The organism is Nonomuraea sp. NPDC050680 (assembly GCF_040654555.1).
Classification (GTDB): domain Bacteria; phylum Actinomycetota; class Actinomycetes; order Streptosporangiales; family Streptosporangiaceae; genus Nonomuraea.
Genome location: NZ_JBFAIF010000010.1, coordinates 112,691 through 133,695, shown reverse-complemented (window position 1 = coordinate 133,695; position 21,005 = coordinate 112,691). Strand labels below are relative to the sequence as shown.

At 70.7% G+C, this 21,005-nt stretch carries 16 protein-coding genes; 7 read left to right on the top strand and 9 right to left on the bottom strand.

The features are described 5' to 3' along the window. Nucleotides 1-37: 37 nt before the first annotated feature. Nucleotides 38-5,047: a DNA-binding protein gene (locus AB0H88_RS30015; RefSeq protein WP_357650230.1), complete on the bottom strand. Its 5,010-nt coding sequence runs from the start codon at nucleotides 5,045-5,047 to the stop codon at nucleotides 38-40. Nucleotides 5,048-5,130: 83 nt separating this feature from the next. Beyond that, nucleotides 5,131-5,997 carry a DUF4132 domain-containing protein gene (locus AB0H88_RS30010; RefSeq protein ID WP_357650228.1) on the bottom strand — a complete coding sequence of 289 codons (867 nt, stop codon included), beginning with the start codon at nucleotides 5,995-5,997 and terminating at the stop codon, nucleotides 5,131-5,133. 331 nt (nucleotides 5,998-6,328) lie between these two features. Here AB0H88_RS30010 and AB0H88_RS30005 point away from each other — a divergent pair, with 331 nt between their 5' ends. The 3 genes from AB0H88_RS30005 to AB0H88_RS29995 all read left to right on the top strand — a co-directional run bounded on the left by AB0H88_RS30005 (nucleotide 6,329) and on the right by AB0H88_RS29995 (nucleotide 9,149). Further along, a complete protein-coding gene (locus tag AB0H88_RS30005; protein WP_357650226.1) occupies nucleotides 6,329-6,652 on the top strand; it encodes a hypothetical protein in 324 nt (107 codons plus the stop codon). A 207-nt stretch (nucleotides 6,653-6,859) separates the two neighbouring features. Then, a complete protein-coding gene (locus AB0H88_RS30000) occupies nucleotides 6,860-8,173 on the top strand; it encodes a hypothetical protein (RefSeq protein WP_357650224.1) in 1,314 nt (437 codons plus the stop codon). 10 nt (nucleotides 8,174-8,183) lie between these two features. Continuing rightward, nucleotides 8,184-9,149 (top strand): NAD(P)-dependent oxidoreductase, encoded by a 966-nt coding sequence (locus AB0H88_RS29995; protein WP_357650222.1) that lies wholly within the window; start codon nucleotides 8,184-8,186, stop codon nucleotides 9,147-9,149. Here AB0H88_RS29995 and AB0H88_RS29990 read toward each other — a convergent pair. From AB0H88_RS29990 to AB0H88_RS29965, 6 genes are read right to left on the bottom strand one after another with little or no spacing between them, the layout of a single operon-like run. Next, entirely contained in the window at nucleotides 9,127-9,513 is a 387-nt protein-coding gene (locus tag AB0H88_RS29990) for a universal stress protein (RefSeq protein ID WP_357650220.1), read from the bottom strand. The genes AB0H88_RS29995 and AB0H88_RS29990 overlap by 23 nt on opposite strands. After that, entirely contained in the window at nucleotides 9,510-11,009 is a 1,500-nt protein-coding gene (locus AB0H88_RS29985; protein WP_357650218.1) for a tripartite tricarboxylate transporter permease, read from the bottom strand. The genes AB0H88_RS29990 and AB0H88_RS29985 overlap by 4 nt, the downstream gene beginning before the upstream one ends. Before the next feature lie 16 nt (nucleotides 11,010-11,025). Continuing rightward, the gene (locus tag AB0H88_RS29980) at nucleotides 11,026-11,535 is read right to left on the bottom strand and encodes a tripartite tricarboxylate transporter TctB family protein (protein ID WP_357650216.1); all 510 of its coding nucleotides are present in this window, start codon (nucleotides 11,533-11,535) and stop codon (nucleotides 11,026-11,028) included. Next, nucleotides 11,532-12,521 carry a tripartite tricarboxylate transporter substrate binding protein gene (locus AB0H88_RS29975; RefSeq protein ID WP_357650215.1) on the bottom strand — a complete coding sequence of 330 codons (990 nt, stop codon included), beginning with the start codon at nucleotides 12,519-12,521 and terminating at the stop codon, nucleotides 11,532-11,534. The genes AB0H88_RS29980 and AB0H88_RS29975 overlap by 4 nt, the downstream gene beginning before the upstream one ends. Before the next feature lie 22 nt (nucleotides 12,522-12,543). Beyond that, nucleotides 12,544-13,836, bottom strand: a complete 1,293-nt coding sequence (locus tag AB0H88_RS29970) for a glucarate dehydratase family protein (protein WP_357650213.1) — start codon at nucleotides 13,834-13,836, stop codon at nucleotides 12,544-12,546. A gap of 15 nt (nucleotides 13,837-13,851) precedes the next feature. After that, a complete protein-coding gene (locus tag AB0H88_RS29965) occupies nucleotides 13,852-14,790 on the bottom strand; it encodes a 5-dehydro-4-deoxyglucarate dehydratase (RefSeq protein ID WP_357650211.1) in 939 nt (312 codons plus the stop codon). A 95-nt stretch (nucleotides 14,791-14,885) separates the two neighbouring features. On the opposite strand from AB0H88_RS29965, the gene AB0H88_RS29960 reads away from it, so the two are divergent. The 4 genes from AB0H88_RS29960 to AB0H88_RS29945 all read left to right on the top strand — a co-directional run bounded on the left by AB0H88_RS29960 (nucleotide 14,886) and on the right by AB0H88_RS29945 (nucleotide 18,086). Continuing rightward, a complete protein-coding gene (locus AB0H88_RS29960) occupies nucleotides 14,886-15,704 on the top strand; it encodes an IclR family transcriptional regulator (RefSeq protein WP_357650209.1) in 819 nt (272 codons plus the stop codon). A 55-nt stretch (nucleotides 15,705-15,759) separates the two neighbouring features. Continuing rightward, nucleotides 15,760-16,896: a mandelate racemase/muconate lactonizing enzyme family protein gene (locus AB0H88_RS29955; protein WP_357650207.1), complete on the top strand. Its 1,137-nt coding sequence runs from the start codon at nucleotides 15,760-15,762 to the stop codon at nucleotides 16,894-16,896. Nucleotides 16,897-16,903: 7 nt separating this feature from the next. Continuing rightward, complete coding sequence (locus AB0H88_RS29950; protein ID WP_357650205.1) at nucleotides 16,904-17,581, top strand: FadR/GntR family transcriptional regulator; 678 nt, start codon at nucleotides 16,904-16,906, stop codon at nucleotides 17,579-17,581. Nucleotides 17,582-17,693: 112 nt separating this feature from the next. Beyond that, nucleotides 17,694-18,086: a DUF1622 domain-containing protein gene (locus AB0H88_RS29945; RefSeq protein WP_357650203.1), complete on the top strand. Its 393-nt coding sequence runs from the start codon at nucleotides 17,694-17,696 to the stop codon at nucleotides 18,084-18,086. On the opposite strand, the gene AB0H88_RS29940 is transcribed toward AB0H88_RS29945, so the two are convergent. Further along, nucleotides 18,075-20,984 (bottom strand): CBM35 domain-containing protein, encoded by a 2,910-nt coding sequence (locus AB0H88_RS29940; RefSeq protein ID WP_357650201.1) that lies wholly within the window; start codon nucleotides 20,982-20,984, stop codon nucleotides 18,075-18,077. The genes AB0H88_RS29945 and AB0H88_RS29940 overlap by 12 nt on opposite strands. Nucleotides 20,985-21,005: the final 21 nt, after the last annotated feature.

Sequence of the window (21,005 nt, the reverse complement as noted above, 5' to 3'; positions counted from 1 at the left end):
TTTAAGTCGTGAAATATCGGGGTGCGGCGATGCCGGCTCAGCGGCGCCTTCCGCGCTTGACCTTGAGCTCCTCGAACCGGGGCACGTCACCGTCCCGAACCCGCTGCCACGACCTGACGTACAGCTCGGCGACGGGCTCGATCGGCACCAGCGGCGTGCTCCCATAACCGATCACGTCGGCCTGGTCGAACAGGGCCAGCTTCCACTGCTCCACCGGAAGACCCGGCGCTCCCTGCTCCACCCAGCCACCGGGCAGGAACAGCGTGCGCGCCGCCCGGCTCCGGCTCGCCTCGACGACGAGGTCGGTCGCGGCCAGCTCGGCGCGGGCCGCCTTGAGCCGGACGGGCTTCCAGCCCGTCCACCGGGCGACGTTGCGATCGGTGGGATCGGGAAGGGCCAGCAGCATCAGGTAGTGGGCCGCGGCGTCCTCGCCGAGCCCGTACTCCTTCGCCACCTCGATGACCAGATCGGGTACGGACCGGGTGGGATCCTGCGGCCACCACGTCCCGTCCGCGTCCCGCTCCCCCTGCACCGGGTCGCCGGGATCGGCGAGCGACGCCCCGAACCGCGGGGCGCGGAAGGTCCGCAGCGCGATCTCGACGGGGAACGGCTCCTCGGTCCCGAGCAGGGCGCGCAGGTAGGGATCGGCGCCTGTCGCGTCCAGCGACGCCACCCGGATGGCGGGAGCGGGCCTGTCGTCATGGGTGGGTATGACGACGGCGCCGTACCGCTCATAGCCCTGACCGGTCTCGGTCGGGGCTCCGGCGGCCTTCCTGAACGCGGGCAGGTTGACGAATCGGCCCAGGTCGAGCATCAGGTCCGGGTTGGCCAGCCGGTCGCGGACCGCGGCCAGCGCCCCCGGCAGCGCGGCCCGGATCGGGTCTCCGGCGGGCAGCCGGTACGCCAGCCACCCCGCCGTGGCGACGACCATGACGAGCTCGTTCGCGGTGAACCCCGTGGCGTTGTCGTCGACGGGCCTGACCCGGTCGCCGCGGACGGCCCAGGCCAGGTCGTGGCTCAGCTCCGGCGTGGCGGCCGGATCGAGGAGGGCCCGCAGTGCCCGGCTCGCGTCCCAGCCGGTTTGCACCGCGCGAGCCGTCTCCCCGAGCAGCCATTCGGGAATCGCCGCCTGCGGCCCGACCTTGTCGTTCCACACCGCCGCCGCGGCGGCCACGTCCGGGCCGTCGCTCCAGAGCCGGGCCGGGTCGCTGGGCAGGAACGCCGCGACGACCGCCCGCCGGATGCCGGCGTCCGTCTTGCGCAGCTCGTCCCTGGCGACGGAGGCATCGGCCAGCTTCACGCCGATCGTGGTGCGGATTTCCTTGGTGAGGAAGTTGCGCTCGTGCGAGTCCACGGACGGCAGACCCGCCACGATGAGCCGGGCCATCGTCTCGGAGACGCCGGTGAGCCGGGCGAACTCCTCGGCCGCCTCGGGTCGCCAGGGTGCCGGTCCCCGCGCGGCCAGCTCGGTGAAGAGCGCCTCCAGCCAGCCCGCCTCCCGCGCCACCCCGACCGGCACCGAGGACCGGGCCGTGTAGGGGTGGGGGACGTCGAACCGCCCGGCCGGGTCGTGGAACAGCACCGACCACACGCAACCGGAGTCGTCCGGGGATCCCGAGCTCACGAAGGCGAGGAACGCGCCATCGTCCAGTGGCAGGGTCCCGAGCCAGTCGCCGTCGCGCCAGTTGCCGTCGGGCTTGATCAGGTGGCGTTTGTCGAGGTGCAGGTCCATCCGTCGCCAGCGGGACGGATCGGCCGTGGTGGGCAGCCCGGCCTCGCTCAGTGCGCGGAGCACCTCGTGCAGCGTGGCACGGTGTTCCTCCTCGACCGTCACCGACGCGACGCGGAAGACCAAGGCGGCGGTGTGGTCGAGCAGGGGGTCCCATCGCAGGCCCGAGCCCGGCAGTTCGGGCAGGTCCAGGTGAGTGCGGCCCAACCTCGACGAGGCCGCCCCCGCGGGGCCCGGCTCCGAACGCCCCGACGCCAAGGACGCCGAGCCTCCCGGCGCCAAGACTCCCGGCGCAGAGGTGCCCGTGCCAGGCTCAGAGGTGCCCGACTCAGACGAAGCCGAAACCGACGGAGCCGACGCCGACGCCAGCCGCCGCCCGATCGTCTGGATCTGCTGGAAGGCGCCGTCGGCCCGCAGGCGCCAGGAGTATTCGACGAAGTTGCCGAGCCCCCTGAGCGCCTGGTCGAGCAGGGCGTCCGTGGGACCGGCGGGCGCCTGCTCCTGGTGTCCGCCGGCGAGCGCCTCGGAGAGCCTGGCCGCGACGCGGTGCAACGAGGTCTGCTGCATGCCGGCGAAGCGGACGACCCCGGCGATGCCGGCCACGAGCGCGTCATGGCTGACCTGCGGAAGCAGCGTCCGGACCCGCGCCTCCAGGTCTTCGTCCCCGGCGACCTCAAGCAGGGCCGCCACGGTGTCCAGGTCGAGGGCGCGCAGGGCCGCGGAGCCCTCCGGGTCTCTCGGGCGCAGGTAGCACCAGTAGCGCAGCGGCGGCAGGATGAGGCTGCCCCTGGCGAAGTGGCCGGGGGCGTCGTCCGTGCGGGCCACGGCCGTGACCACGCCGTCCGGATCGACCAGGCTGAGCTGGTAGCTTCCCCTGACGATGGCCCGCGGCCGGTCGTCACCGGGGAACGTCAGAGCACGCATCGGCGTCCCGGCGCCGGGCGCCAGGGTGAACGTACGGCCGGAGACGTCCTCACCGCGCCTCGACCCGTCGGGCAGTCGCACCACGCGCCAGCCGAACAGCCCGCCGACGGGAGTGCCCACAGGGGTGGCCTCGTCCGACGGCGCGGGAACCAGCCAGCCCGCGTGGAACTCGCTGCCGGCCGGGGCGTCGCGGAGCGCGTCGGCGAGGAAGGCGGGCATGCCCTTCCTGCCCACCTGTCCGCTGACCGGGTGGTACTCATACCAGTCGGTGGTGCCGCGGTCGGAGCCGTCCCAGGTCCACACCCAGTAGGAGGTGCCGTCGGTGATCACCGACGACTCCGCGGGAAGGGCCGTGTCGCCAGGGTGCAGCACCCCCTGACCAGTGGTCCGTCCGCCGCCGGGCAGGGGCAGGGTGACCGCGTCGTCGCCGCGGTACCAGTCCATGCGCGTTCCGCGGGTGTTGGTGGCGCCCTCTATCGGGTGGAGACGGTCGGGGGCGGTGTGCCAGTAGCCGCGCAGCCGAAAGTCAAGGTCGCGGGACTGCCAGTAGACGAGCAACTCGCCGTCAACATAGTGCAGGCCGACGCCGTTCCAGCAGTCTCCGGCCGGGATGCGCAGGTCATGGGTGAGCACGGTGCCTTCGGGACCGAGCACCCGGGCCTGCGCGGTGCCCGCCGTGAGCAGGTAAGGCCAGGCGTCGGCGACGACGATGTCGTCGACGTCCTTCTTCGGTACGAGCGACGCGGCCGCCTCCTCCCAGGCCGGCCAGCCCAGCTCGTCGAACAGGCCGCCCCGCAGGGTGCGGGCGAGCACCGGCGCGACCTGCGCCGCCGCCGCCCGGCGTACCTCGTCCTCGGCCAGGACCAGCGCCTCGCCCGGCAGCCAGGCCAGCCGTCGCAGGGCGTCGGGCAGGTCCGGCAGCCCGGCGGCCGTGGAGCGCAGGGCCACCTTGCGGGTCCATTCGGCCAGCATCGGCCGGCCGCCGGGGGACTTGGCCAGCAGGCGGATGGCCCGCCGGCCGTCCTCGTCGTCGCTGAAGCCGTCGGCCGCGCGCTCGAAGGAGGGCCCGAACCGGGCGTCGGCGGCCAGGGCGACCAGGTCGCGCTGCCCCTCCCCCTTCGCCCAGGGCTCCAGCCGCAGCGAGTCGCGGTCCTCGGGATCGCGCACCGGAAGGCCGAGGGCGAGCAGCAGATCGAGCAGGTCGACGTCGTAAGAGATCGCCAGCGTCCGTCTCTGCCCGGCCAGTTCGGCGCGCAGCTGGTCGGCCGCCCGCTCCACCAACGTGTAGAGGGCGGGCAGGCGGGAGGGCACCCCCCAGCCGTAGTTGCGCGCCTTCAGGAACCGTTCGAGCCAGCCGACGGTGCCGTCGCCGGGCCGCTCCGGCGCCTCGCCGGAGACCAGCCCGGCGGTGGCGCCGGACGCCTCGAGGATCTCCAGCCACAGGCCCGCCAGCTCTCCGTCCCGGGCCTCCGGCATGATGTTCAGCAGCGTCATCCGCACCTCGGGCTCCCGCGACGCCAGCGCCGCGATCCCCGTACGGTGGGCCTTCCACCAGCCCGTCGCGGCCCGATGGGCGGCCGGCAGGGCGAGCAGTTCGGCCAGGTAGGCCTGCTCCTCCGCGTCCACGTCGACCCCGGCGGCCTTGGCCAGGCGGCGCAGGTCCGTCGTCATCTGCGCCGACGGCGGCAGCCCGCCCGCGGTGCGCCGCACGCACAGCCGCGTGAAGCGGCGCAGCGCCTCGTCGGCGGGCACCCGGGCGGCCAGCTCCTTCGCGTAGCCGGACAGCACCTTGACCGGCAGCGCCCCCGCCAGCGCGAACTCCAGGAACACCTCGTCGAGCCGGTCCTCGTCGATCGCGAGCCCGTGCTGCGCCTCGGCCCGGCGCGCGCCGGCGAACATCTGCGCGGCGTAGGTGGCGTTCTCGACGCCCAGGAACACCCGGCCGCTCTGCTCGTAGAACGTGGGCAGGAAGTGGGGCACGGACGCGGCCAGCTGAGCGGCCAGCTGCTGGTAGGCGTCGAGCGCGGCCTTCGGCTTGGACTTCGCCTGCCGGGCCGCGCGCTCCAGCTCCGGCACGACGGCGAGCGCGTGATGGCCGTCTTCGGGGTGGTGCACCAGCACCCATTCGGGGAAGCCGAGCGAGCGCCGCAGGCCCAGCCCGACCTCGACGGGCTCCCCGTCGGGCACCAGGCCCAGGAAGCTCGCGGCCAGGTCCTCGGCCGAGCCGAGCTCCCCGGCGACCAGTCGCACGACCACACGGTCGTCCAGTCCGGGATGACGGTAGGTGCGGGCGGTCATCGGCACGGCCCGTTCGCCGGCCCCCTCGGTGCCGGGCGGCAGCACGGCCCCGGCCTTCAGCAGCTCCGCGGCCTGAGAAGCCTGCGGCGGTTCCATGGCCTGAGACCCTTCCTGCGGTTCCGTAGCTTGAGACTGCGGTTCTGTGGCCTGAGACTGCGGTTCTGTCGCCTGGGACATGGTCACGCGTTTTTCCCCTCTTCGACCCGCCGCCCGGCGTAGAGCGCCGCGGCCATCCGCATCCCCTCCGACCAGGCCACCGGCCCGACCTCGCGCAGCGGCAGTGTCCTGCCGTCGAGGTCCTGCCAGCTCAGGTCGCCCGTCGTCATCTCGCCGTCCCAGTAGGGCTCGCCGATCCAGACGGTCGCCTCCGAGAGGCTGCCCCCGTCACGGACCCGGCAGGTGGTGTAGCCGCCGGAGACCCGGTAGCCGAGCGCGGTGGCCCGCGCGGCCAGGCCGAACCTGGAGTCGTAGGTGCCGCCGGAGAACTCCGACACGGCCGTCTCCCTCGCCTTGAGGTCGGCGGGCTTGCGCCAGGTGGCTCGGTGAATCTGCTCGACCTTCTGGACTACGCCCAGCTCCGCGGCGAACTCCCGCAGGTCGTCCAGATCGGGCAGCAGCACGGGATGCGGCAGGGTCACCGTGCGCGGTGACAGGCGTACGGTCTCGCCGTCGAGGTTGACCACCCGCAGCTCTCCGCTGTCGGTGGCGTCCCGCAGGAAGCCGACCTCGTCGGGGTCGTCACCGACCACGGCCAGGTCCCGCAGGGCCGACTGCCATGCCTCGTCCCGCCACACGCGGGCCAGCAACCCGGTCGGCACCGGCAGAGAGGAGACCATCCAGAGGTCCACCTGCGTCACGCACGCGGCGGCGTGCCGGTCGAGCCACTCGGCGAAGCGGCGCATCCGGTCCACCTCGGGATGATCGCGCAATGCCTTCGGCAGCGACTTCAGCTGCCGTCCCGCCGACCGGCCGGAGGTGGCTCGCGCCGCCACCCGGCCCTCTATGAGGGCGACCTCATACCCGTCGCCCGCTGCCAGCCAACCCAACGGTCCCCGCCTTTCACCGTGCACGAACGTCTAATGAGCAGGGGTTTTCCAGCCCCTGCTGTGCAACTGCGCCGAACGTTAGCGACCCCGACCGACAAACCCGTTCGCGGTCCTCCAGAGGCTCCGACGGCGCGCACGAGGGTGGAGTGGCGAGCCATTCGCGGGCTGCTTTGTCGGCCTGCGAAATGCGGTGATCCGTCAGAGATGGCTGGTACGGTACCGGCTTTCCGCCAAATGACGGGATTTTTCCGCGAGGGTGACCCTGTTGCACAAGAAACTTTCCTAACAGATACTCCGGATTGAGTGTTCACCCCCCGAATCTGGAGTCGCCGTGCTTCGTCGTGTCCTCACCCTGACCTCGGTCGCCGCCGCCACCCTGATCGCCCTCGCCCTGCCCGCCCAGGCGGCCGAAGTGGACGTCACCTTCGGGCCGACGTCGATCGGCGACTACTGCCACGCGAAGGTCAGCTCGGCCTCGTGGATCGGCTTCTACGAGGCGGGCGGCCTCAGGTGCTACGCGAGCGGCACCGGCGGCCCGCCGCAGTACGCCGGATCCGGCGACCCCTACCTGGCGTGCAAGTTCCTCACCACGGAGGTCGTCATGAGCGCCAGGCGGGGCACGTCCGACGCCCTGGTGTGCAGGGTGATCGTCTAACGCCCCTTTGGGATGGGTATTCGACTTCCTTACACGTTCCGGATACAAAATGGTCATTTTGGGTGTCGAAATTCTCCAGGCATCGCGGTTACAGTGACCCCGCAAGCCAGATGATCTTCCTCTGGCTTCTTCGTCACCGCGATCAGGAGGCTGAGAACTCAGTTGCGCGCCTGGAACTTATCGACCCAGAAGTTGACGTCACGAAACTTGACGTCGTATGTGGCGGGTGTGGCGGCCCTCGCGTTAGCGTTCGCGGGGGCCGTCGCGGCCCCCGCCTCCGCGGATGACATCGACACCTACTACCTCGACAGCGTCCACGGCAACGACTCGGCCGCCGGCGACTCCCCGGAAACGGCGTGGAAGACGCTGGCCAAGGCTTCCGCGGCGGAGCTGGACCCGGGCGAAAAGCTCATGCTCAGCCGCGGCAGCACGTGGTCCGGGCAGCTGGCCATCACCGAGTCGGGCGACGAGGACAACCCGATCGTCGTCGACGCCTACGGCACGGGCGCCCGTCCGGTGCTCAAGGACGACATCGAGGCCTGCCTGTACCTCGGAGGCAACCACATCGAGGTCTACAACCTGCAGATCGGCGTGGACCAGGACCAGGGCCGCTGCTCGTGGGCGGGGATCAAGGTAGGCGGCAGCAACAACGTCATCGAGCAGAACTACATCACCGGCGCCGCGGCGGGCGTCTACATCGAGACGAGTGCCCAGTACACCGCGGTGACCAGCAACGAGTTCGTCAACAACAACTTCATGAGCAAGCTCTCGCCGCAGGAGGAGAACGACAACGACGACTCCGGCGCGTTCGCGATGCTGGTGCAGGGCGATGACTCCAACATCGGCTGGAACACCATCACCGGATCGGTGGCCTTCAGCTACGACTACGAGTGGGACGGCGCGGCGGTGGAGATCTTCATGGGCTCCCGCAACTACGTCCACCACAACCTCGCGCTCGACAACGACACCTTCACCGAGCTGGGCACCAGCCGCAACGACGACGGATCGACGAACGACCCCGACGGGACCTCGGGCAACGTCTTCGAGTACAACGGCATCTACGGAGACAGGACCCGCTCCGGCATCGTCACCCGCGGACCGGTGAAGGACGACGGCGAGATCGAGACGAACGGCCCGGTGTTCGGCACCGTGTTCCGCAACAACTCGATGAACCTGCCCAACCCCGACTCCGAGGGCGTCGTCTGCTACGCGGGCTGCACGAACGCGCACTTCAAGCTGTCGCAGAACATCGTCGTGGCCGCGGGCAAGAGCGCGTACGCCGACTCCACCTTCACCGCCAACGACCACAACGTCTTCTACGGCGGCCAGTACCAGATGACGGCGGGCACCGCCAACGTGCGTAAGGACCCCAAGTTCGACACCGACCCGAGCAGGCCGCTGCGGCTGCTGAGCGGGAGTCCGGCGATCGGTCTCGGCGTCAAGAAGTTCAACCCCCTCGACCTGGCCGGAGCCGCGGTGGGCGGGAACGGCACCATCGAAGCCGGGGCCTACGAGTACTAATCTGTAGCCCATGCGAATAGTGGTGATCGGCGCCAGCGGCCATATCGGCACCTACCTGGTTCCCCGTCTCGTCGACGCGGGGCACGACGTGGTCGCTGTGAGCCGGGGCCGGCGGGGCCCGTACACCCCGCACGGCGCCTGGCAGTGGGTCACCACGGTCACCGCCGACCGCGAGGCCGAGGAGGCCGCGGACACCTTCGGCAAGCGGATCGTCGCGCTGGAGGCGGATGCCGTCATCGACCTGATCTGCTTCGAGGAATCCAGCGCGCGCCGTCTGGCGGTCGCGCTGGCCGGCCGCGTACGTCACTTCCTGCACTGCGGCACGATCTGGGTGCACGGCCCGAGCGCCCGGGTGCCCACGACCGAGGATCGGCCGCGGCGGCCGATCGCCCACTACGGCCGCCAGAAGGCCGCCATCGAGGCGCACCTGCTCGACCGCGCCCACCGTGACGGCTTCCCGGCCACCGTCATCCATCCCGGCCACATCACCGGCCCGGGATGGATGCCGGTCAACCCGGCGGGCAACCTAGATCCGGCCGTGTTCCAGGCCCTGGCCGACGGCACGGAGGTGACGCTGCCCAACCTGGGCATGGAGACCGTCCAGCACGTGCACGCCGACGACGTCGCGCGCCTGTTCATGGACGCGCTGGCCAACCCGGCCGGCTCCGTGGGCGAGAGCTTCCACTCCGTCGCCACCACCGCCCTGACGCTGCGCGGCTACGCCGAGGCGGTGGCGGGCTGGTTCGGGCGACAGGCCCAGCTCGCCTACCTGCCATGGGAGCAGTGGCGGGACACGGTGTCGGAGGAGCAGGCCCGCATCACCTACGACCACATCGCGCACAGCCCCCACTGCTCCATGGAGAAGGCCGAGCGCGTGCTCGGTCACCGGCCGCGCCACACCTCGCTGGAGGCCATCGCCGAGGCGGTCGACTGGCTCGTCAGGGCGGGGACCATCACTGAGCAGCCCGCTCCTTGACCGCGAGCACCGGGCAGCCGGCTTCGAGCAGGATCCGCTGGGCGCTGCTGCCCATGATCAGTTTGCCGACCGGTGAGCGCCTGCGCAGCCCGATGACGATCAGGCTCGCCGAGGCCGCCTGTGCCGCCGCGAGCACGGCCTCGGCGACGTCGTCCTCGGCCACCTGCTCGAAGTCGTACGACACCTCCTCCGGGACCAGGCGCTTGACCTCTTCCACGTCCGCGGTCGAGGCGTCGACGTAGGCGCCGGGCCGCGAGACGTTGAGGATCTTCAGCGGCACTCCTCGGAGCGCGGCTTCCGCGATCGCGTGCTCGAGCGCGACCCGGCCCAGCGGGTTGGGGACATATCCCACGATGACCGTCATGCTGCGGCCTTTCTGCGTTGCTTGCGAAGGAGCCGGCTCAGCGGCGGGACGACGATGATGAGCAGGATCGCCACCAGCAGCGTCGCGGCGATCGGCTGGCCGAAGAAGCCGGTCAGCTGGCCGTCGAACAGGCGCATCGAGCGCCGGAATGACGACTCCAGCAGGCTGCCGAGGACGAAGGCCAGCACCAGCGGCCCCGGCTCGAAGCCGACCTTCTTCATCAGGTAGCCCACGATCCCGAGGCCGACCATCAGGAACATGTCGAAGACGTTCAGACGGACGGTGTAGACGCCGATCATGGTGATCAGGATCGTCAGCGGCGCCAGGATCGCCGCCCGAATACGCAGGATCTTCACGAAGATCCCGATCAGCGGCAGGCTCATGGCCAGCAGCAGGATGTTGCCGACGTACATCGAGTTGACCACGCCCCAGAACAGGTCCGGCTTCTCCTGCACCAGCAGCGGCCCCGGCGTGATGCCCTGGAGCAGCAGCGCGCCGAACATGATGGCCATGGTCGCGTTCGCCGGGATGCCGAGGGTGAGCAGCGGGATGAAGGAGGAGGTGGCGGCGGCGTTGTTGGCGGTCTCGGGCCCGGCGACGCCCTGGATGGCGCCCTTGCCGAACCGCTCGGGGTGCTTGGCGGTCTTCTTCTCCACCGCGTACGCCACCATCGACGACATGGTCGCCCCACCGCCGGGCAGGATGCCGAGGATGAAGCCCACCAGCGAGCCGCGGGTGATGGCCCCCTTGGACTCGCCGAGGTCCTGGCGTGAGGGGTAGACGGAGCCGACGCTGGGCGCGGGGGCGCTCTTGCCGCGCAGCGACTCCAGGCTGTAGAGGATCTCGCCGACGCCGAACAGACCCATCGCGACGATCACGAAGTCGATGCCGTCGAGCAGCTGGTCACTACCGAACGTCAGGCGCGAGGTGCCGGCCAGCGGGTCCTGACCGATGGTGGCCAGGAGCAGACCGACGGTGGCCATCAGGATGCTCTTGGTCGTGGAACCGGTGCCGAGCGTCGAGACCAGCAGGATGCCGAGCAGCGCCAGCGCCGTGTACTCGGCGGGGCCGAAGTCCAGCGCGAACCCGGCCACCAGCGGGGCGACGAAGGTGAGCGCGATGACCGCGACCGTGCCGCCGATGAAGGAGCCGATCGCCGCGATGCCGAGCGCGGAGCCGGCCCGGCCCTGTCTGGCCATCTCGTGGCCGTCGATCGCGGTCACCACGCTGGACGCCTCGCCCGGCAGCCGCAGCAGCACCGAGGTGATCGTGCCGCCGTACTGGGCGCCGTAGAAGATGCCCGCGAGCATGATGATCGCGGCCGTCGGCTCGATGTTGTACGTGACCGGCAGCAGGATCGCGATCGTGGCGGCGGGCCCGAGGCCGGGCAGGACGCCCACCAGCATGCCCAGCGTGACGCCGAGCAGGCAGTAGAACAGGTTCTCCGGTTGGAAGACGACCCCGAACCCGGCGATCACCGGGGAGAAGAAATCCATGGTCAGCCGATCTGGTTCAGAAGGGCAGGATGTGCGGGAGTGACACGCCCAGCCCGGTGACGAACAGCAGGTAGAGGACGGCGGTCGTGCCGAGCGAGATGATCACGGTCATCCGCCAGCCCTCTCGCCCGAGCCCTTTCAGCCACAGGACCAGCAGCGCCACGGTGGGGATCTCGAAGCCGATCCGCTCGAACAGCAGCGCGTAGCCCACGAGGGAGACGGCCGCGACGACGACGATCAGGGCCTCGCGGGTGAAGGTCTCCTCCTCGCCGGTCGGCCCGGACCGCAGCACGAGCACCGCCGCGGTCACGACCATGGCGACACTGACGGCCAGCGGCCACAGTCCGGGGCCCGGGTTGGACAGCGTGCCGACCCCCAGGCTCCACGACATGATCGCGGTGATCACGCCGATGGCGAGCGGGACGAGCGCCGCGACGATGTTCTGCCGGCGGGCGTAGGCCGGACTCGGCGGGATGGGAAGCCCCTCCTCCTCCGGCACGCCTTCCTCGGGTACGACGCTGGTCATTGCTGGCCCGTGAGGTCGATCCCGAGCTTCTTCGTCAGCGCGGCGAACTCGCCCTGGGCCTTGGTGAGCTGCGTCTTGACCTCGTCGCCGCCGACTTCCCAGCGGCCGATGTAGTTGGACTTCAGCAGTTCGCCGTACTCGGGCGTGGCGATGGCCTTGTCGATGGCGCCGGCCAGCTTGTCGCGTACGTCGGCCGGCAGCCCGGCGGGCCCGGCCACGAACCTGCGCTGGTCCACCACGACGTCATAGCCCGACTCGGTGGCCGTCGGCGTGTCGGGCAGTGCCTCGACGCGCTTGGTGCCGAACACGGCCAGCGCCCGGAGCTTGCCGGACTGGACATGCTTGGCGGCCTCGGCGATCTGCACGGACGCCGCGTCGACCTTGCCGCCCAGGACCGCGGTGATCGTGGGGGCTCCGCCGTCGAACGGCACCGGCGTCGCCTTCACCTTCGCCACCCCGAACAGCAGGGCCTGGGACAGCTGGCTGCCCGTCCCCGCGCCGGTGGTGCCGTACTTGAGGTTGCCGGCCGCGAGCAGGTCCTTGAGCGACTTGTACGGCGAGCCGGCCGGCACGACCAGGGCGTAGTCCTCGACGGCCAGCCCCTTGATGAAGGTCATGTCGTCGAGCTTGATGGCGTCGGGGTCCTGGACCATGAGCGGCCCGATGGCGAACAGCGACTGCGGCATCACGGCCACCCGGTAGCCGTCGGGCTTGCTGCTGAAGACGTCCTTACCGGCGATCTTGCCGTTGGCGCCCGGCTTGTTGACCACCACGGCGGGCTTGCCGAGTGGCTTCTCGATACTCTTGGCCAGGGCGCGGGTGACCAGGTCGGTGCTGCCGCCCGGCTCCGTCGGGACGGTGAACTCCACGGCCTTGCTCGGGTAGGCGGCGCCGTCGCCGGCACCGCCGCCCTTGACCGAGCAGGCGGACAGCGCGACCACTGCCAGCAGGGCGCCGCCGATGCGCAGGCCGATCGTGGATGACATTCTCATCAGAGTGTTCTCTCTTTCACCAGCGTGGAAGCGGGGGTTGGACCCATGTGGGGTCGGCCACGCGCATGGCGGCCACATCGTCTCTGTCGCGGAAGCCGCTGAGCCTGTTCCAGCGTTCGTGCAGGGTGGCCAAGGCGTCGCGGTCGAGTTCGACTCCGAGGCCGGGGGTGTCGGACACCTCGACGGCGCCGCCGACGAAGCGGTGCGGCTCGGTGATGACGTCCTCGATCTGCCAGGGCCGGTGGCTGTCGCAGGCGTACTTCAGGTCCGGAATGACGCTGGCGACGTGGGTCATCGCGGCCAGGCTGATGCCGAGGTGGGTGTTGGAGTGCATCGAGAGCGCGACTCCGTAGGTGCGGCACAGCGCCGCGAGTTCGCGCGTGGCGTGCAGGCCGCCCCAGTAGTGGTGGTCGGACAGCACCACCTGGACGGCGTCCTTGGCGAACGCCTCGGGGATCTCGCCGAACGTGGTGACGCACATGTTGGTGGCCAGCAGCGCGCCGGTCCTGGCGCGTACCTGCGCCATGCCGTCGATGCCGGTGGTCGGGTCCTCCAGGTACTCCAGCAGGCCGTCGAGTTCCTCGGCGACGCGCACGCTCGACTCGACCGACCAGCCGCCGTTCGGGTCCAGGCGCAGGGGGTGGTCGGGGAAGGCTTCGGCCAGCGCCTTGATGGCCGCGATCTCCTCCTCGGGCGGGAACACGCCACCCTTGAGCTTGAAGGAGCCGAATCCGTAGGTCTCGGTGAAGCGCCGCGCCTGCCGTACGACGCCTTCGGGGTCGAGGGCGGCGCCCCAGTCGTCGCGCGGCGCGTCCTCCATGGGGTGCTCGGCCCAGCGGTAGAACAGGTAGCCGCTGTAGTCGACCCGGTCGCGCACCTTGCCGCCGAGCAGCGCGTGCACGGGCAGGCCGAGCGTCCGGCCGAGGGTGTCCAGGCTGGCGACCTCGAACGCCGAGACCACGCTGCGGACGATCTTCTCGTTGGTACGGCTGCCGCGCAGCCCGGCCGGGTCGAACTCGTTGATCGTGCCGGGCGTCAGCCCCGCCGAGTCGTAGGCCAGCTCGTGCAGCCCGTTCAGCGCGGTGAGCGGCCGGCCGATGACGGCCTTGGCGACGTTCCGCGCCACCTCCAGGTATTCGGTGTCGCCATAGGTCTCGCCGACCCCGGTGGCGCCGGTGTCGGTCTCGAGCTCGACGATGGTGCGCGGGGTGTACGGCTGGTGGACGCCGAGGACGTTGAGCAGCGGCGGGTCGCTGATCAAGATCGGGGTGACGGTCGCCCTGACGATCCGGGGGATGGGTTGCGACATATGGAGATTCCTTCCTTACCGGACGAGGTCGAGGCCCGTGTCCAGCAGGGCGCGGAGTTGTTCGAGGTGCTCGGGCGGAGGGTCGGCGAGCGGGGCGCGTACGGAGCCCACGGGCATTCCCCGCAGCTTAGCCGCGGCCTTGACCAGCGAGACGCCGTAGCCGATGCCCTTGTCGCGCAGCTCGACCAGGGGGACGTAGAAGCGGCTCAGCAGCAGCTCGACCCGCTCGTGGTCGTCGGCGTGGAAGGCCTGGAAGAAGTCCTTGGCGATCTCGGGGGCGAAGGCGTGCACGGCGGAGGAGTAGGCGGGCACGCCGATGCTCCGGTAGGCGCGGGCCTGCATCTCGGCCGTCGCGGCGCCGTTGAAGAACAGCCACTCCGGCGGCGCGGCCAGCTTGAGCCGTTGCAACTGGTCGAGGTCGCAATGGCCGTCCTTGAGGCCGATCACGTTCGGTATCGCGGCCAGCCCGGCGACGCTGTCCACCGCCACCTTCATCTGGGCGCGCTGGTAGACGATGACGGGCAGCGAGGTGCTCTCGGCGACCCGCCGTACGTGCTCGACCAAGCCCTCCTGGGGCGCCTCCACCAGATAGGGCGGCATCAGCAGCAGCGCGTCGGCCCCGGCCCGCTCGGCGATGGTGGCGAAACGGGCGGCCTGGGCCCAGCCGTAGCCGGCCCCCAGGACCACCGGCAGCGCCCCGGCCGCCTCCTCGACCGCGGCCGTGGCGAGCCTTTCGTACTCGTCCTCGGCCAGGGAGAAGAACTCGCCCGTCCCGCAGCACGGGAACACCGCGCCGGGACCGGCCGCGATCTGGTCGCGGAGGTAGGCGCGGAAGGCGCCGATGTCCAGGGCCCCGTCGGCGTCGAACGGCGTCAGCGGGAACGACAGCACGCCGGTCTCCATGCTTCGGCGAAGCCTGGCGCGTACATCGTCACTTGTATACGTAGCGGTCATCCTGTCTCCATATGTAGATGCCTGTTACGTGGCGAGCAGTCTCGCTCCAAAATTGGTAATGTGTCAACAGGCCGTCCCCCGACAGATGAGGTGCGATGACACTCCCCCTAGACGAGGCCGAGGGCACGGCGCAGAGCGGCGTGCGGGGCGTGAAATCCGCCGCCCGCACGGTCGAACTCCTTGAGCTCCTTGCCTCGCGACAGAACCGGCCGGCCCGTCTGCGCGAGCTCAGCGACGCGCTCGGCGCGCCCCGCAGCAGCATCTACGCGCTGATCCGCACGCTGGTCGAGCGCGGCTGGGTGCGCACCGACGCGAGCGGGACGCTGTACAGCATCGGCATCCGCGCCCTGCTGGCGGGCACCACCTATCTCGACACCGACCCCTACCTGCGCATCGTCCAGCCGCACATCAACGACCTCAGCGCGCTGCTCGACGAGACCATCCACTTCGGCCGCCTGGACCGGGGCGACATCGTCTACCTGGCCACCAAGGAGTCGAGCCAGTATCTGCGCCCCTTCAGCCGGGTCGGGCGCCGGTTGCCCGCCTTCAGCACGGCCATGGGCAAGTCGCTGCTGGCCGAACGGCTGGGCACCGGCCTGGAGGTGCCGATCCCCCCGCAGCTCACTCCCCTGACGCCCAAGACGCTGGTGGACCGTGACGCCCTGACCCGGGATCTGGAGCTGACGCGCCGGCGCGGCTACGCCATCGACGACGAGGAGAACTACGCCGGCGTCATGTGCTTCGGCTTCGCGCTGCGCTACACCAGCCCGACGACCGACGCCATCAGCTGCTCGGTGCCCATCGCCAACCTCACCGAGGAACGGACGAAGGAGATCACCGAAGCGATGGAGCGCACCAGGCTGGCCATCGAGCGCATGGCCCCCATGGACCTGTCGGGGACCGCCGAGTTCTAGCGGCTGTCCGACGGCATAGTTGTATGATGACATGGCGAGTTGTACGATGACCGCCATGACTTCCTCAGACCGCATCTCCTGGATCCGGCTCTCCTCGGTCTATCTGCCGCTCGCCACCCCGATCAGTGACGCGAAAGTGCTCACCGGGCGACAGCGGCCGATGACCGAGATCGCCTTCCTGTTCGCCGAGATCGGCGCCGAGAGCGGCCGGCGGGGCTTCGGCTTCAGCTACTCCAAGCGCGCCGGCGGCCCCGGCCAGTACGCGCACGCCAGGGAGATCGCCCCGGACCTGCTCGGCGAGGACCCCAGCGACATCGCCCGCCTGTGGGAGAAGCTCGTCTGGGCGGGGGCGTCGGTCGGGCGCAGCGGCCTGTCCACCCAGGCGATCGCGGCCCTCGACGTCGCGCTGTGGGACCTGAAGGCCAAGCGCGCCGGACTCCCCCTGGCCAAGCTGCTGGGCGCCCACCGCGACTCCGTACGCTGCTACAACACCTCCGGCGGCTTCCTGCACACCCCGATCGAGCAGGTCATCGAGAACGCGAGCGCCGCCCTCGAACGCGGCATCGGCGGCATCAAGCTCAAGGTCGGCCACCCCGACTCCCGGATCGACCTGGCCAGGGTCGCCGCGGTGCGCGAGCACCTGGGCGAGGGCGTACCCCTCATGGTGGACGCCAACCAGCAGTGGGACCGGCCGGCCGCCCAGCGCATGGGCCGGGCTCTGGAGGAGTTCGGGCTGGTCTGGATCGAGGAGCCGCTGGACGCCTACGACAGCGCCGGCCACGCGGCGCTCGCGGCCTCGCTCGACACGCCGATCGCGACCGGCGAGATGCTCACCAGCGTCGCCGAGCACGCCGAGCTCATCCGCCTCGGATCCGCCGACGTCATCCAGCCCGACGCGCCGCGCATCGGCGGCATCACGCCGTTCCTGCGCCTGGCGGCGCTGGCCGAGCACAACCGCCTGCAGCTGGCCCCGCACTTCGCGATGGAGATCCACCTGCACCTGGCCGCCGCCTACGGACTGGAGCCCTGGGTCGAGCACTTCGAGTGGCTGGAGCCGCTGTTCGACGAGCGCCTGGAGATCCGTGATGGCAGGATGATCGTGCCCGACCGCCCCGGCCTCGGGCTGACCCCGAGCGAGCAGGCCGCCAAGTGGACCGCGGACCAGTGCGAGTTCGGCACCAGAAAGGACTGACGCCGCGATGGCGAGCCTGACCCAGACCCTCGTCGACGACCTGACGGCGCGCATCCAGGAAGGCGTCATCCACCCCGGCGACAAGCTGCCGACCGAGAGCAGCCTGGTGGAGACGTACGGCGTGAGCAGGACGGTCGTGCGCGAGGCCATCTCGCGGCTGCAGGCCGCCGGGCTCGTGGAGACCCAGCACGGCCGCGGCAGCTTCGTCCTGGCGCGGCCGGGCTCGGCCAGGTTCGAGTTCGGCCAGAGCGGCGAGCTGACCGTCGATGACGTGGTCGACCTGCTCGACTTCCGCATGGCCTTCGAGGTCGAGGCCGCCGCGCTGGCCGCCCGCCGCGGCGGGGGGCCGCGCCTGGACGACCTGCGGGCGGCGCTCGACCGGTTCGCCGCCAGCGCCGACAACCCGAGTACGGCGGTGAACGCCGACTTCCAGTTCCACCTCCGCATCGCGCTGGCGACCGGCAACCGCTACTTCGCCGACCTGATCACCTCGTTCGGCCCCTCCATGATCATCGTGCCGCGCGACCGGCTGTCGCCCGCCGGGCAGGGGCACTTCGAGCAGATCGTGGTCGAGCACGAGAACATCTACGCGGCCATCGAGCGCCAGGACGGCGACGGCGCGCGCGCCGCGACCCGCGTCCACCTGAGCAACAGCCGCGCCCGCCTGCTGGCCGCCCACCCCTAGCACCACGTGACAGGCATGCGCGCCGGCGGGTACACCCCGGATGACGCGAGCGCGCCCAAGTGGCGTATGCGACCATGATCCGGACGTATCGGCGGGCCGCGGAGGGGGCAGCGTGCAGGTGAAGGACGTCATCGAGCTCATCGGCACGGTGCTGGACATCGCGGGCGTGGCCGTGATCGCGGCCGGCCTGGTCATCGCCACCGTCACCTACGGCGTGAGCCTGGCGCGGACCCGCCAGGTGGCCGGCCTCTACCAGGCCTACCGGCGGGGCGTGGGCCGGTCCATCCTCCTGGGGCTGGAGTTCCTGGTCGGGGCCGACATCATCAAGACCGTGGCCGTCTCCCCCACCTTCCAGAGCGTCGGGGTGCTGGCCATCATCGTCGCGGTCCGCACGTTCCTGAGCGTCTCGCTCCAGGTCGAGCTGGACGGCCGCTGGCCCTGGCAGCCGCCCCGCGCCGCCGGGGAGCCCGGCGGCACGGCGCGGGCACCGGCCTCAGCCGAGTGACAGCCGGTCCAGGTCGGGCGCGGCCTCCGTATCGTTGTGGATCTTGATGGTGTTGGCGCCCGCCCGCAGGGTGACGGGCACGGACGTCGTGTACGGGGTGTTGTTGCCGACGCCGCTCACTTTCACCTCGATCGGCGCGGCGTCGTTGACGGTGACGAAGTACGAGCGGTCGCCGTTGACCGTGAAGTCGATGAACAGCGTGTACTGACGGGCCGTGTCGACGGTGACGTTCTCGAACAGCACGTACGCGTCCGCCGCCCCGCCCAGGTTGCGCACCTTCTGCCCACCCGAGCAGGGCGAGCAGCTGGTGATGCCCGCGCTGCCGAGCCGGTTGCGCGAGTCCTCGGCCTCACGCACGAACACCCGGTCGGCCGGGCGCAACCGTATCCGCAGCTGCCTGGTGACCTGGTTGGGCCGGCCCAGCACCTGGAAGGAGGCGTTGATGGGGATGTCCGCCGCGGTGACGTCCTGGCCGGGCGGCGAGGTGAGGGTCCAGGTGCCCTCCAGCGTCTGACCGAGCCGCAGCGTGGCGGCCGTCGCGGCGGCGCCCGTCACCGTCCAGCCGGCCGGCACCACCGGGGCCAGGTTGACCTGGTCCAGCGCGTCGTCGACGTCGAGCCGCAGCTTCGCCGACACCTTCATCGACTGCTGTCCGGGACCGGCCCACTGCAGGCCGGACGGGTCCACGGTCATCGTCGTCTTCGGGACCTCCGAGGCCGGGGGCATCGGCGCGACGGCGATCCGGTCGAGCCCGGGGCCCTGCCGGGCCGTACTGGACAGCGTGATCGTGTTGGCGCCCGCGTTAAGCGGCACCGCCAGCGCCGTGGCGGCGGGAACGTCGGCGTTGTCGCCGTTCACCGGCACCTCCACCGCCGCGGCGCCGTTGACGCTCACCGACAATGAGGTGGCCGCGGCGGCGGTGTGATCGAGTTCGAGCCGGTACGTCCCGGCCGCCGGCACCGTGACCTCGCGGTAGGTGACCGCGTTGCGCGGCCCGCCGCCCAGTCCCACCACCCTGGCCAGGCCGGAGCACGCCTGGCACAGGTCCGGCCGGGCCGAGCCGCTGCTGGCCTGCCGCTCCGCCTCCAGCGGCACCGCCGCCCCGAGGCCCACCGGGTAGGCCGAGGCCACCTTGATCTCGTCGATCTGAAGCTCCTGGTAGAAGCGCGGCGCCTGCGGGCCGCCCCAGGTGTTGAGGACTTCCAGCTTGAGGTAGCGGGCGCGGGTGCCGCCGAGGTCGACGAACTGCACGCCGCGCGCGCTGCGCATCGCCGCGGCTCGTACGGGCTTGCCCGAGTGTTTGCCGTCGTCGCTCGCGTAGACGCGGTAGTCCTTGATCCGGGCCGAGTCCTCGGGGCGGCCGAAGGTCTCGCGGGCGTACGTCGGCGACCACTCGCGCTGGTTGACCGCCAGGTAGGCGGCCTCGCGCCGCTTGCCGAGGTCCAGGGTGAGCGAGACGGGCAGCTTGGCGTCGGCGTCCCAGTAGTTCTGGAAGCTGCCGTCGACCAGGGCGCTCGCCGGATGACCCGCGCGGGTGGACGTGGCGGTCGCCTTGAGCGCGCCCTGGGGGTAGAAGTGCTCCTGGCCACGGGTCTCGACCTTGAACACGGTGTCGTAGTCGTCCCACTTGGTGATGCCGAGGATGGTCAGGTAGCCGCCGGACTGGGCGAACCGCATGCGCTCGCCGGTACGCAGATCGCTCACCGCGGACACCCGGTAGCCGTTGTCGCGCAGCCGTACCTGATCGGTCCTGGGCCTGGTGACCACGTGCACGTACTGGACCTTCGCGCCGCGCTCGACGGTGACGACGCCGTGCGCGCCGTCGTTCCAGAAGCCCGGCTGCATGCCGCCGTACATGTAGCCGCCGCCCTCGGTTCCCTGCAGCGACGACCGGATCGGCGGCACCCATCCGGCCATGAAGGTGTTGAACTCCTCCTGCTGCGGCGGGAACCTGCCGTTGACCATCGGGGTCTCGGCCATCAGCGACTTCATCGAGGAGCCGGCGTTGGTGACGTAGCGGCCGGTGCTGAGCCGGAAGTCGACGGGGTGACTGCCGCCGTCGTACCACCAGTCACCGGTGGTCGGGAGCTTGTAGTCGGCCTCGGTCAGGCGCGGCATCGGAGTGAAGGCGGCCTGCGGGTAGTCGTAGGCCGGTGTCATGCCGGTCTTCTGCTCGTTGCTGACCGTGTCCATGATCGGGGTGTCCTCGTTGTTGTTGCTCAGCAACCAGGACGGGCGCTTCTGCCGGATCTGCTCGTAGAGCTGGTTCTGCTCCCAGTACTCGTTGTCGTTGTCGATCCAGAACCCGGCCAGGTCCGGGTAGTTCGCCATGACCTCGAAGAACAGGTCGTAGCTGAACTGGCCGAACCCGTTCCTGGTGGTCAGGTCGACCGAGCGGCCCTTGTAGGCGGAGTAGGCGGCGGAGTCGAGCGTCTCGACGCCCTGCTCGTTGTGCCACTGCGGGTCGTCGGTCATGTAGAGGATGACCCGTACGCCCTTGGCCTGGCCCGCCTTCACCAGCTCACCGAGCAGGTCACGCTGGGTGGCGCAGCTGCCGGGGATCTTCGACGGCCACGGCCGGGCGTAGCCGAGCCTGCTGTGGAAGGTGGCCAGCACGATGTAGGAGGCGCCCAGTTTGCGGGCCTCGTCGACCCAGTAGTCAGGGCTCCAGCCACCACCTGTGACGTCCCGCTCCCACGCGGCGCAGTCGAGGTGACGGGGCGCGGTGAACATGCCCCAGTGCAGGAAAAGTCCCGCGGTCGAGTCGCGCAGCCACTGCTGCCGCGGGTGCTCGACCTCCGCGCCGGCGCCGGGAGCGCCGACGATGTAGGCGGTCAGGGCGAGAAGGAGGGCGGCGCAGGCGGACAAGACTCTGGAGGGGGTGCGGCGGCGCTGCATGGCGATCGCTCTCTCGTTGGG